This is a genomic window from Acinetobacter sp. XS-4 (genome assembly GCF_023920705.1).
In the GTDB taxonomy this organism is placed as follows: domain Bacteria; phylum Pseudomonadota; class Gammaproteobacteria; order Pseudomonadales; family Moraxellaceae; genus Acinetobacter.
Genome location: NZ_CP094657.1, coordinates 822,687 through 838,698 on the forward strand (window position 1 = coordinate 822,687; position 16,012 = coordinate 838,698).

General features: G+C 52.2%; 1 pseudogene (running past one end of the window). It reads left to right on the forward strand.

Annotated features, from left to right (window positions below):
- Positions 1-16,012: pseudogene (locus MMY79_RS04020) on the forward strand (Ig-like domain-containing protein) (it continues 4,738 nt past the right edge of the window).

Sequence of the window (16,012 nt, forward strand, 5' to 3'; positions counted from 1 at the left end):
ATGCCTGAAATACAAATTATTGCCAAGGATAGTCACGACACCTTGTCAACAATCAAGGGAACTTCCGCATCGCTTACAGAAGCGTCGGTTGTATTAGTAAAAGTGGCTGCCAGTGATGTATTGGTAGTAAATAGGGAGGGAACCAATGCAGTCATTCGCCTGAAAAATGGCGAGACTATTGTTATTGAAGGATTCTTTAGTGGAACAGCTGAACCTAAAGATAACAGCTTGGTTTTTCAAGACGAAAATGGACAGTTAATTTGGGCAAAATTCAAAGATGCTGAAAATGATGCAGACGCGGATGCAGATGCGGATGCAGATGCCGACAGTGATGTTGAGCCACAAGCGCTCGTAGCTGAAGATTTACCAGCTGCTTTACCAGCAGAGGCACCACAAGAGTTGGTGTCTGATGTTATTTATCAGCCTATTTCTTCAATTGAACCATTGCTTTATCACGATGCAGGCATAAACCCATGGTTATGGGCTATCCCATTAGTTGCGGGTGGTATCATTGCAGCAGCATCTAACCATGATAGTAATAACGACTCTTCAACACCTGCTGATACTACTCCACCAAATACAGATGGGGTGAATTTCTCTGTTAATTCAGTTACATCTGATAATGTACTTAATGCCTCAGAGGCAGCAGGTAATGTCACGATTACTGGTATTTTGAAAAACATTCCAGCAGATGCAGCAAATACTGTAGTAACTGTTGTAATCAATGGTGTGACTTATAATGCGATAGTAGATAAGGATGCGGGTACTTGGAGTGTAAGTGTACCAGGCAGTGGTTTAAAAGCAGATCCAGATCAAACTATTGATGCCAAAGTAACATTTACAGATGCGGCAGGTAATAGCAGCACAGTTAACGATACGCAAAGCTATACAGTGGATACTACTGCACCAAATGCACCAGTGATTGACCCAGTGAATGGGGTAGACCCGATTACGGGTACAGCGGAACCTGGTTCAACGGTGACTGTGACTTATCCTAACGGTAGTACAGCCACTGTAGTTGCAGGACCGGACGGCACCTGGTCAGTACCGAATCCAGGCTTAAATAATGGTGACACGGTAACAGCTGTTACAACAGATCCTGCGGGGAATACATCAGGACCTGCAACAGGTGTTGTAGATGCACTTGCACCGATAGTCGCTCTTAATGATGTACTCACCAATGACAGCACACCGCCTTTAACAGGTACGGTAAGTGACCCAACTGCGACTGTGGTGGTGAATGTGGATGGTGTGAACTATCCAGCAGTCAACAATGGTGACGGCACTTGGAGCCTTGCAGACAATACACTGCCAGCCTTAACAGACGGTCCACATACGATTACCGTGACTGCAACTGATGCAGCAGGTAATAAAGGTACGGATACCGCTGTGGTGACTGTAGATACCACTGCACCGAATGCGCCAGTGATTGACCCAGTGAATGGGATAGACCCGATTACGGGTACAGCAGAACCTGGTTCAACGGTAACAGTCACTTATCCTAACGGTAGTACCGCCACTGTGGTTGCAGGACCAGACGGCACCTGGTCAGTACCGAATCCAGGCTTAAATAATGGTGACACGGTAACAGCTGTTACAACAGATCCTGCGGGGAATACATCAGGACCTGCAACAGGTGTTGTAGATGCACTTGCACCGACAGTCGCTCTTAATGATGTACTCACCAATGACAGCACACCGCCTTTAACAGGTACGGTAAGTGACCCAACTGCGACTGTGGTGGTGAATGTGGATGGTGTGAACTATCCAGCGACCAACAATGGTGACGGCACTTGGAGCCTTGCAGACAATACACTGCCAGCCTTAACAGACGGTCCACATACGATTACCGTGACTGCAACTGATGCAGCAGGTAATAAAGGTACGGATACCGCTGTGGTGACTGTAGATACCACTGCACCGAATGCGCCAGTGATTGACCCAGTGAATGGGGTAGACCCGATTACGGGTACAGCAGAACCTGGTTCAACGGTAACAGTCACTTATCCTAACGGTAGTACCGCTACTGTGGTTGCAGGACCGGACGGCACCTGGTCAGTACCGAATCCAGGCTTAAATAATGGTGACACGGTAACAGCTGTTACAACAGATCCTGCGGGGAATACATCAGGACCTGCAACAGGTGTTGTAGATGCACTTGCACCGACAGTCGCTCTTAATGATGTACTCACCAATGACAGCACACCGCCTTTAACAGGTACGGTAAGTGACCCAACTGCGACTGTGGTGGTGAATGTGGATGGTGTGAACTATCCAGCGACCAACAATGGTGACGGCACTTGGAGCCTTGCAGACAATACACTGCCAGCCTTAACAGACGGTCCACATACGATTACCGTGACTGCAACTGATGCAGCAGGTAATAAAGGTACGGATACCGCTGTGGTGACTGTAGATACCACTGCACCGAATGCGCCAGTGATTGACCCAGTGAATGGGGTAGACCCGATTACGGGTACAGCAGAACCTGGTTCAACGGTAACAGTCACTTATCCTAACGGTAGTACCGCCACTGTGGTTGCAGGACCGGACGGCACCTGGTCAGTACCGAATCCAGGCTTAAATAATGGTGACACGGTAACAGCTGTTACAACAGATCCTGCGGGGAATACATCAGGACCTGCAACAGGTGTTGTAGATGCACTTGCACCGACAGTCGCTCTTAATGATGTACTCACCAATGACAGCACACCGCCTTTAACAGGTACGGTAAGTGACCCAACTGCGACTGTGGTGGTGAATGTGGATGGTGTGAACTATCCAGCGACCAACAATGGTGACGGCACTTGGAGCCTTGCAGACAATACACTGCTAGCCTTAACAGACGGTCCACATACGATTACCGTGACTGCAACTGATGCAGCAGGTAATAAAGGTACGGATACCGCTGTGGTGACTGTAGATACCACTGCACCGAATGCGCCAGTGATTGACCCAGTGAATGGGGTAGACCCGATTACGGGCACAGCAGAACCTGGTTCAACGGTAACAGTCACTTATCCTAACGGTAGTACCGCCACTGTGGTTGCAGGACCGGACGGCACCTGGTCAGTACCGAATCCAGGCTTAAATAATGGTGACACGGTAACAGCTGTTACAACAGATCCTGCGGGGAATACATCAGGACCTGCAACAGGTGTTGTAGATGCACTTGCACCGACAGTCGCTCTTAATGATGTACTCACCAATGACAGCACACCGCCTTTAACAGGTACGGTAAGTGACCCAACTGCGACTGTGGTGGTGAATGTGGATGGTGTGAACTATCCAGCGACCAACAATGGTGACGGCACTTGGAGCCTTGCAGACAATACACTGCCAGCCTTAACAGACGGTCCACATACGATTACCGTGACTGCAACTGATGCAGCAGGTAATAAAGGTACGGATACCGCTGTGGTGACTGTAGATACCACTGCACCGAATGCGCCAGTGATTGACCCAGTGAATGGGGTAGACCCGATTACGGGTACAGCAGAACCTGGTTCAACGGTAACAGTCACTTATCCTAACGGTAGTACCGCCACTGTGGTTGCAGGACCGGACGGCACCTGGTCAGTACCGAATCCAGGCTTAAATAATGGTGACACGGTAACAGCTGTTACAACAGATCCTGCGGGGAATACATCAGGACCTGCAACAGGTGTTGTAGATGCACTTGCACCGACAGTCGCTCTTAATGATGTACTCACCAATGACAGCACACCGCCTTTAACAGGTACGGTAAGTGACCCGACTGCGACTGTGGTGGTGACTGTAGATGGTGTGAACTACCCAGCGACCAACAATGGTGACGGCACCTGGAGCCTTGCAGACAATACACTGCCTGCATTAACAGACGGTCCGCACACCATTACCGTGACAGCAACTGACCCTGCAGGTAATGCAGGAACAGATACAGCTGTGGTGACGATTGATACCACTGCACCAAATGCACCGGTCCTTGATCCAATCAATGCCACTGATCCAGTGACAGGTACAGCAGAACCGGGTTCAACTGTGACTGTAAGCTTCCCTGACGGTACGACAGCAACTGTAGTTGCAGGACCAGACGGCAGCTGGTCAGTACCAAACCCAGGTGACTTGACTGATGGTCAAACGGTTACAGCAACAGCAACTGACCCTGCAGGCAATACTTCATTGCCAGGTTCAGGCGTGGTGTCTGCGGACATTACTGCACCTGTGGTTGCGCTCGATGATGTGTTGACCAATGACAGCACACCAGCACTGACTGGTACAGTGAACGATCCGACTGCGACTGTGGTGGTGACTGTGGATGGTGTGAACTATCCAGCGACCAACAATGGTGATGGCACTTGGACCCTTGCAGACAATACACTGCCTGCATTAACAGACGGTCCGCACACCATTACCGTGACAGCAACTGACCCTGCAGGTAATGCAGGAACAGATACAGCTGTGGTGACGATTGATACCACTGCACCAAATGCACCGGTCCTTGATCCAATCAATGCCACTGATCCAGTGACAGGTACAGCAGAACCGGGTTCAACTGTGACTGTAAGCTTCCCTGACGGTACGACAGCAACTGTAGTTGCAGGACCAGACGGCAGCTGGTCAGTACCAAACCCAGGTGACTTGACTGATGGTCAAACGGTTACAGCAACAGCAACTGACCCTGCAGGCAATACCTCATTGCCAGGTTCAGGCGTGGTGTCTGCGGACATTACTGCACCTGTGGTTGCGCTCGATGATGTGTTGACCAATGACAGCACACCAGCACTGACTGGTACAGTGAACGATCCGACTGCGACTGTGGTGGTGACTGTGGATGGTGTGAACTATCCAGCGACCAACAATGGTGATGGCACTTGGACCCTTGCAGACAATACACTGCCTGCATTAACAGACGGTCCGCACACGATTACCGTGACAGCAACTGACCCTGCAGGTAATGCAGGAACAGATACAGCTGTGGTGACGATTGATACCACTGCACCAAATGCACCGGTCCTTGATCCAATCAATGCCACTGATCCAGTGACAGGTACAGCAGAACCGGGTTCAACTGTGACTGTAAGCTTCCCTGACGGTACGACAGCAACTGTAGTTGCAGGACCAGACGGCAGCTGGTCAGTACCAAACCCAGGTGACTTGACTGATGGTCAAACGGTTACAGCAACAGCAACTGACCCTGCAGGCAATACTTCATTGCCAGGTTCAGGCGTGGTGTCTGCGGACATTACTGCACCTGTGGTTGCGCTCGATGATGTGTTGACCAATGACAGCACACCAGCACTGACTGGTACAGTGAACGATCCGACTGCGACTGTGGTGGTGACTGTGGATGGTGTGAACTATCCAGCGACCAACAATGGTGACGGCACTTGGACCCTTGCAGACAATACACTGCCTGCATTAACAGACGGTCCGCACACGATTACCGTGACTGCAACAGATGCGGCAGGTAATGCAGGAACAGATACGGCTGTGGTAACAGTAGATACCACTGCACCAAATGCACCGGTCCTTGATCCAATCAATGCCACTGATCCAGTGACAGGTACAGCAGAACCGGGTTCAACTGTGACTGTAAGCTTCCCTGACGGTACGACAGCAACTGTAGTTGCAGGACCAGACGGCAGCTGGTCAGTACCAAACCCAGGTGACTTGACTGATGGTCAAACGGTTACAGCAACAGCAACTGACCCAGCAGGCAATACCTCATTGCCAGGTTCAGGCGTGGTGTCTGCGGACATTACTGCACCTGTGGTTGCGCTCGATGATGTGTTGACCAATGACAGCACACCGCCTTTAACAGGTACGGTAAGTGACCCAACTGCGACTGTGGTGGTGACTGTAGATGGTGTGAACTATCCAGCGACCAACAATGGTGACGGCACTTGGACCCTTGCAGACAATACACTGCCTGCATTAACAGACGGTCCGCACACGATTACCGTGACAGCAACTGACCCTGCAGGTAATGCAGGAACAGATACAGCTGTGGTGACGATTGATACCACTGCACCAAATGCACCGGTCCTTGATCCAATCAATGCCACTGATCCAGTGACAGGTACAGCAGAACCGGGTTCAACTGTGACTGTAAGCTTCCCTGACGGTACGACAGCAACTGTAGTTGCAGGACCAGACGGCAGCTGGTCAGTACCAAACCCAGGTGACTTGACTGATGGTCAAACGGTTACAGCAACAGCAACTGACCCTGCAGGCAATACTTCATTGCCAGGTTCAGGCGTGGTGTCTGCGGACATTACTGCACCTGTGGTTGCGCTCGATGATGTGTTGACCAATGACAGCACACCAGCACTGACTGGTACAGTGAACGATCCGACTGCGACTGTGGTGGTGACTGTGGATGGTGTGAACTATCCAGCGACCAACAATGGTGACGGCACTTGGACCCTTGCAGACAATACACTGCCTGCATTAACAGACGGTCCGCACACGATTACCGTGACAGCAACTGACCCTGCAGGTAATGCAGGAACAGATACAGCTGTGGTGACGATTGATACCACTGCACCAAATGCACCGGTCCTTGATCCAATCAATGCCACTGATCCAGTGACAGGTACAGCAGAACCGGGTTCAACTGTGACTGTAAGCTTCCCTGACGGTACGACAGCAACTGTAGTTGCAGGACCAGACGGCAGCTGGTCAGTACCAAACCCAGGTGACTTGACTGATGGTCAAACGGTTACAGCAACAGCAACTGACCCTGCAGGCAATACCTCATTGCCAGGTTCAGGCGTGGTGTCTGCGGACATTACTGCACCTGTGGTTGCGCTCGATGATGTGTTGACCAATGACAGCACACCAGCACTGACTGGTACAGTGAACGATCCGACTGCGACTGTGGTGGTGACTGTGGATGGTGTGAACTATCCAGCGACCAACAATGGTGACGGCACTTGGACCCTTGCAGACAATACACTGCCTGCATTAACAGACGGTCCGCACACCATTACCGTGACAGCAACTGACCCTGCAGGTAATGCAGGAACAGATACAGCTGTGGTGACGATTGATACCACTGCACCAAATGCACCGGTCCTTGATCCAATCAATGCCACTGATCCAGTGACAGGTACAGCAGAACCGGGTTCAACTGTGACTGTAAGCTTCCCTGACGGTACGACAGCAACTGTAGTTGCAGGACCAGACGGCAGCTGGTCAGTACCAAACCCAGGTGACTTGACTGATGGTCAAACGGTTACAGCAACAGCAACTGACCCTGCAGGCAATACTTCATTGCCAGGTTCAGGCGTGGTGTCTGCGGACATTACTGCACCTGTGGTTGCGCTCGATGATGTGTTGACCAATGACAGCACACCAGCACTGACTGGTACAGTGAACGATCCGACTGCGACTGTGGTGGTGACTGTGGATGGTGTGAACTATCCAGCGACCAACAATGGTGACGGCACTTGGACCCTTGCAGACAATACACTGCCTGCATTAACAGACGGTCCGCACACCATTACCGTGACAGCAACTGACCCTGCAGGTAATGCAGGAACAGATACAGCTGTGGTGACGATTGATACCACTGCACCAAATGCACCGGTCCTTGATCCAATCAATGCCACTGATCCAGTGACAGGTACAGCAGAACCGGGTTCAACTGTGACTGTAAGCTTCCCTGACGGTACGACAGCAACTGTAGTTGCAGGACCAGACGGCAGCTGGTCAGTACCAAACCCAGGTGACTTGACTGATGGTCAAACGGTTACAGCAACAGCAACTGACCCTGCAGGCAATACCTCATTGCCAGGTTCAGGCGTGGTGTCTGCGGACATTACTGCACCTGTGGTTGCGCTCGATGATGTGTTGACCAATGACAGCACACCAGCACTGACTGGTACAGTGAACGATCCGACTGCGACTGTGGTGGTGACTGTGGATGGTGTGAACTATCCAGCGACCAACAATGGTGATGGCACTTGGACCCTTGCAGACAATACACTGCCTGCATTAACAGACGGTCCGCACACGATTACCGTGACAGCAACTGACCCTGCAGGTAATGCAGGAACAGATACAGCTGTGGTGACGATTGATACCACTGCACCAAATGCACCGGTCCTTGATCCAATCAATGCCACTGATCCAGTGACAGGTACAGCAGAACCGGGTTCAACTGTGACTGTAAGCTTCCCTGACGGTACGACAGCAACTGTAGTTGCAGGACCAGACGGCAGCTGGTCAGTACCAAACCCAGGTGACTTGACTGATGGTCAAACGGTTACAGCAACAGCAACTGACCCTGCAGGCAATACTTCATTGCCAGGTTCAGGCGTGGTGTCTGCGGACATTACTGCACCTGTGGTTGCGCTCGATGATGTGTTGACCAATGACAGCACACCAGCACTGACTGGTACAGTGAACGATCCGACTGCGACTGTGGTGGTGACTGTGGATGGTGTGAACTATCCAGCGACCAACAATGGTGACGGCACTTGGACCCTTGCAGACAATACACTGCCTGCATTAACAGACGGTCCGCACACGATTACCGTGACTGCAACAGATGCGGCAGGTAATGCAGGAACAGATACGGCTGTGGTGACGATTGATACCACTGCACCAAATGCACCGGTCCTTGATCCAATCAATGCCACTGATCCAGTGACAGGTACAGCAGAACCGGGTTCAACTGTGACTGTAAGCTTCCCTGACGGTACGACAGCAACTGTAGTTGCAGGACCAGACGGCAGCTGGTCAGTACCAAACCCAGGTGACTTGACTGATGGTCAAACGGTTACAGCAACAGCAACTGACCCAGCAGGCAATACCTCATTGCCAGGTTCAGGCGTGGTGTCTGCGGACATTACTGCACCTGTGGTTGCGCTCGATGATGTGTTGACCAATGACAGCACACCGCCTTGACTGGTACAGTAAGTGATCCGACTGCGACTGTGGTGGTGACTGTAGATGGTGTGAACTATCCAGCGACCAACAATGGTGACGGCACTTGGACCCTTGCAGACAATACACTGCCTGCATTAACAGACGGTCCGCACACCATTACCGTGACAGCAACTGACCCTGCAGGTAATGCAGGAACAGATACAGCTGTGGTGACGATTGATACCACTGCACCAAATGCACCGGTCCTTGATCCAATCAATGCCACTGATCCAGTGACAGGTACAGCAGAACCGGGTTCAACTGTGACTGTAAGCTTCCCTGACGGTACGACAGCAACTGTAGTTGCAGGACCAGACGGCAGCTGGTCAGTACCAAACCCAGGTGACTTGACTGATGGTCAAACGGTTACAGCAACAGCAACTGACCCTGCAGGCAATACTTCATTGCCAGGTTCAGGCGTGGTGTCTGCGGACATTACTGCACCTGTGGTTGCGCTCGATGATGTGTTGACCAATGACAGCACACCAGCACTGACTGGTACAGTGAACGATCCGACTGCGACTGTGGTGGTGACTGTGGATGGTGTGAACTATCCAGCGACCAACAATGGTGACGGCACTTGGACCCTTGCAGACAATACACTGCCTGCATTAACAGACGGTCCGCACACCATTACCGTGACAGCAACTGACCCTGCAGGTAATGCAGGAACAGATACAGCTGTGGTGACGATTGATACCACTGCACCAAATGCACCGGTCCTTGATCCAATCAATGCCACTGATCCAGTGACAGGTACAGCAGAACCGGGTTCAACTGTGACTGTAAGCTTCCCTGACGGTACGACAGCAACTGTAGTTGCAGGACCAGACGGCAGCTGGTCAGTACCAAACCCAGGTGACTTGACTGATGGTCAAACGGTTACAGCAACAGCAACTGACCCTGCAGGCAATACCTCATTGCCAGGTTCAGGCGTGGTGTCTGCGGACATTACTGCACCTGTGGTTGCGCTCGATGATGTGTTGACCAATGACAGCACACCAGCACTGACTGGTACAGTGAACGATCCGACTGCGACTGTGGTGGTGACTGTGGATGGTGTGAACTATCCAGCGACCAACAATGGTGACGGCACTTGGACCCTTGCAGACAATACACTGCCTGCATTAACAGACGGTCCGCACACGATTACCGTGACTGCAACAGATGCGGCAGGTAATGCAGGAACAGATACGGCTGTGGTGACGATTGATACCACTGCACCAAATGCACCGGTCCTTGATCCAATCAATGCCACTGATCCAGTGACAGGTACAGCAGAACCGGGTTCAACTGTGACTGTAAGCTTCCCTGACGGTACGACAGCAACTGTAGTTGCAGGACCAGACGGCAGCTGGTCAGTACCAAACCCAGGTGACTTGACTGATGGTCAAACGGTTACAGCAACAGCAACTGACCCAGCAGGCAATACCTCATTGCCAGGTTCAGGCGTGGTGTCTGCGGACATTACTGCACCTGTGGTTGCGCTCGATGATGTGTTGACCAATGACAGCACACCAGCACTGACTGGTACAGTGAACGATCCGACTGCGACTGTGGTGGTGACTGTAGATGGTGTGAACTATCCAGCGACCAACAATGGTGACGGCACTTGGACCCTTGCAGACAATACACTGCCTGCATTAACAGACGGTCCGCACACCATTACCGTGACAGCAACTGACCCTGCAGGTAATGCAGGAACAGATACAGCTGTGGTGACGATTGATACCACTGCACCAAATGCACCGGTCCTTGATCCAATCAATGCCACTGATCCAGTGACAGGTACAGCAGAACCGGGTTCAACTGTGACTGTAAGCTTCCCTGACGGTACGACAGCAACTGTAGTTGCAGGACCAGACGGCAGCTGGTCAGTACCAAACCCAGGTGACTTGACTGATGGTCAAACGGTTACAGCAACAGCAACTGACCCTGCAGGCAATACCTCATTGCCAGGTTCAGGCGTGGTGTCTGCGGACATTACTGCACCTGTGGTTGCGCTCGATGATGTGTTGACCAATGACAGCACACCAGCACTGACTGGTACAGTGAACGATCCGACTGCGACTGTGGTGGTGACTGTGGATGGTGTGAACTATCCAGCGACCAACAATGGTGATGGCACTTGGACCCTTGCAGACAATACACTGCCTGCATTAACAGACGGTCCGCACACGATTACCGTGACAGCAACTGACCCTGCAGGTAATGCAGGAACAGATACAGCTGTGGTGACGATTGATACCACTGCACCAAATGCACCGGTCCTTGATCCAATCAATGCCACTGATCCAGTGACAGGTACAGCAGAACCGGGTTCAACTGTGACTGTAAGCTTCCCTGACGGTACGACAGCAACTGTAGTTGCAGGACCAGACGGCAGCTGGTCAGTACCAAACCCAGGTGACTTGACTGATGGTCAAACGGTTACAGCAACAGCAACTGACCCTGCAGGCAATACTTCATTGCCAGGTTCAGGCGTGGTGTCTGCGGACATTACTGCACCTGTGGTTGCGCTCGATGATGTGTTGACCAATGACAGCACACCAGCACTGACTGGTACAGTGAACGATCCGACTGCGACTGTGGTGGTGACTGTGGATGGTGTGAACTATCCAGCGACCAACAATGGTGACGGCACTTGGACCCTTGTAGACAATACACTGCCTGCATTAACAGACGGTCCGCACACCATTACCGTGACAGCAACTGACCCTGCAGGTAATGCAGGAACAGATACAGCTGTGGTGACGATTGATACCACTGCACCAAATGCACCGGTCCTTGATCCAATCAATGCCACTGATCCAGTGACAGGTACAGCAGAACCGGGTTCAACTGTGACTGTAAGCTTCCCTGACGGTACGACAGCAACTGTAGTTGCAGGACCAGACGGCAGCTGGTCAGTACCAAACCCAGGTGACTTGACTGATGGTCAAACGGTTACAGCAACAGCAACTGACCCTGCAGGCAATACTTCATTGCCAGGTTCAGGCGTGGTGTCTGCGGACATTACTGCACCTGTGGTTGCGCTCGATGATGTGTTGACCAATGACAGCACACCAGCACTGACTGGTACAGTGAACGATCCGACTGCGACTGTGGTGGTGACTGTGGATGGTGTGAACTATCCAGCGACCAACAATGGTGACGGCACTTGGACCCTTGTAGACAATACACTGCCTGCATTAACAGACGGTCCGCACACCATTACCGTGACAGCAACTGACCCTGCAGGTAATGCAGGAACAGATACAGCTGTGGTGACGATTGATACCACTGCACCAAATGCACCGGTCCTTGATCCAATCAATGCCACTGATCCAGTGACAGGTACAGCAGAACCGGGTTCAACTGTGACTGTAAGCTTCCCTGACGGTACGACAGCAACTGTAGTTGCAGGACCAGACGGCAGCTGGTCAGTACCAAACCCAGGTGACTTGACTGATGGTCAAACGGTTACAGCAACAGCAACTGACCCTGCAGGCAATACCTCATTGCCAGGTTCAGGCGTGGTGTCTGCGGACATTACTGCACCTGTGGTTGCGCTCGATGATGTGTTGACCAATGACAGCACACCAGCACTGACTGGTACAGTGAACGATCCGACTGCGACTGTGGTGGTGACTGTGGATGGTGTGAACTATCCAGCGACCAACAATGGTGACGGCACTTGGACCCTTGCAGACAATACACTGCCTGCATTAACAGACGGTCCGCACACGATTACCGTGACTGCAACAGATGCGGCAGGTAATGCAGGAACAGACACGGCTGTGGTAACAGTAGATACCACTGCACCAGTAGTGGGCTTCACAGATGCATCGACCAATGACACCACACCTGCATTGAGCGGTACGATCGATGATGCTGCTGCGACTGTGGTGGTGACTGTCGATGGTATTGACTACACTGCGACCAACAATGGTGACGGTACCTGGACACTTGCAGACAATACACTTCCAGTGTTGGCAGATGGCCCGCACACGGTGAGCGTGACTGCAACGGATGTAGCAGGTAACGTTTCAACCCCTGCGACAGGCACAGTGACTGTTGATGCAACAGCACCAACCCTTGCGATTAGTGCGGATGACCTTGCACTTGCGGCAGGTGAAACAGCGAACATCACCTTCACGTTCAGTGAAGCAGTGGCAGGCTTTGATGCAACAGATATCACCTTAGTTGGCGGTACCTTAGGTGCATTGACCACCACGGACAACATCACTTGGACTGCAGTGTTCACGCCAGATGGCACAGGCACAGCACCAAGCATTACTGTGGCTGATGGTAGCTACACTGATACCTTGGGCAACCCGGGTACAGGCGATGTACTGGATGGTACAGACGGCTTTATCGTTGACCTGATTGCACCGGTTGTGGGCTTCACAGATGCCTCTACCAATGACAGCACACCTGCGTTGAGCGGTACGATCGATGATGCTGCTGCAACTGTAGTGGTGACTGTCGATGGTATTGACTACGCTGCGACCAACAATGGTGACGGTACGTGGACCCTTGCAGACAATACACTTCCAGTGTTGGCAGATGGCCCGCACACGGTGAGCGTGACTGCAACGGATGTAGCAGGTAACGTTTCAACCCCTGCGACAGGCACAGTGACTGTTGATGCAACAGCACCAACCCTTGCGATTAGTGCGGATGACCTTGCACTTGCGGCAGGCGAAACAGCGAACATCACCTTCACCTTCAGTGAAGCAGTGGCAGGCTTTGATGCAACAGATATCACCTTAGTTGGCGGTACCTTAGGTGCATTGACCACCACGGACAACATCACTTGGACTGCAGTGTTTACGCCAGATGGTACAGGCACAGCACCAAGCATTACTGTGGCTGATGGTAGCTACACTGATACCTTGGGCAACCCGGGTACAGGCGATGTACTGGATGGTACAGACGGCTTTATCGTTGACCTGATTGCACCGGTTGTGGGCTTCACAGATGCCTCTACCAATGACAGCACACCTGCGTTGAGCGGTACGATCGATGATGCTGCTGCAACTGTAGTGGTGACTGTCGATGGTATTGACTACGCTGCGACCAACAATGGTGACGGTACGTGGACCCTTGCAGACAATACACTTCCAGTGTTGGCAGATGGCCCGCACACCGTAAGCGTGACTGCAACGGATGTGGCAGGTAACGTTTCAACACCTGCGACAGGTACAGTGACGGTTGATGCAACAGCACCAACGCTTGCGATTAGCGCGGATGACCTTGCACTTGCGGCAGGCGAAACAGCGAACATCACCTTCACGTTCAGTGAAGCAGTGGCAGGCTTTGATGCAACCGATATCACCTTAGTGGGTGGTACCTTAGGTGCATTGACGACCACGGATAACATCACTTGGACAGCAGTGTTTACGCCAGATGGCACAGGCACAGCACCAAGCATTACTGTGGCTGATGGTAGCTACACCGATACAGTGGGCAACCCGGGTACAGGCGATGTACTCGATGGTACAGACGGCTTTATCGTTGACCTTGTTGCACCGGTTGTGGGCTTCACAGATGCGTCGACCAATGACACGACACCTGCATTGAGCGGTACGATCGATGATGCTGCTGCGACTGTGGTGGTGACTGTCGATGGTATTGACTACGCTGCGACCAACAATGGTGACGGTACCTGGACCCTTGCAGACAATACACTTCCAGTGTTGGCAGATGGCCCGCACACCGTGAGCGTGACTGCAACGGATGTGGCAGGTAACGTTTCAACACCAGCGACAGGTACAGTGACGGTTGATGCAACAGCACCAACGCTTGCGATTAGCGCGGATGACCTTGCACTTGCGGCAGGCGAAACAGCGAACATCACCTTCACGTTCAGTGAAGCAGTGGCAGGCTTTGATGCAACCGATATCACCTTAGTTGGCGGTACCTTAGGTGCATTGACGACCACGGATAACATCACTTGGACAGCAGTGTTTACGCCAGATGGCACAGGCACAGCACCAAGCATTACTGTGGCTGATGGTAGCTACACCGATACAGTGGGCAACCCGGGTACAGGCGATGTACTCGATGGTACAGACGGCTTTATCGTTGACCTTGTTGCACCGGTTGTGGGCTTCACAGATGCATCGACCAATGACACCACACCTGCGTTGAGCGGTACGATCGATGATGCTGCTGCGACTGTGGTGGTGACTGTCGATGGTATTGACTACGCTGCGACCAACAATGGTGACGGTACCTGGACGCTTGCAGACAATACACTTCCAGTGTTGGCAGATGGCCCGCACACCGTGAGCGTGACTGCAACGGATGTGGCAGGTAACGTTTCAACACCAGCGACAGGTACAGTGACGGTTGATGCAACCGCACCAACGCTTGCGATTAGCGCGGATGACCTTGCACTTGCGGCAGGCGAAACAGCGAACATCACCTTCACGTTCAGTGAAGCAGTGGCAGGCTTTGATGCAACCGATATCACCTTAGTCGGCGGTACCTTAGGTGCATTGACGACCACAGACAACATCACCTGGACAGCAGTGTTTACGCCAGATGGCACAGGCACAGCACCAAGCATTACTGTGGCTGATGGTAGCTACACCGATACAGTGGGCAACCCGGGTACAGGCGATGTACTCGATGGTACAGACGGCTTTATCGTTGACCTTGTTGCACCGGTTGTGGGCTTCACAGATGCGTCGACCAATGACACCACACCTGCATTGAGCGGTACGATCGATGATGCTGCTGCGACTGTGGTGGTGACTGTCGATGGTATTGACTACGCTGCGACCAACAATGGTGACGGTACCTGGACCCTTGCAGACAATACACTTCCAGTGTTGGCAGATGGCCCGCACACCGTAAGCGTGACTGCAACGGATGTGGCAGGTAACGTTTCAACACCAGCGACAGGCACAGTGACGGTTGATGCAACAGCACCAACGCTTGCGATTAGCGCGGATGACCTTGCACTTGCGGCAGGCGAAACAGCGAACATCACCTTCACCTTCAGTGAAGCAGTGGCAGGCTTTGATGCAACAGATATCACCTTAGTTGGCGGTACCTTAGGTGCATTGACCACCACGGACAACATCACTTGGACTGCAGTGTTTAC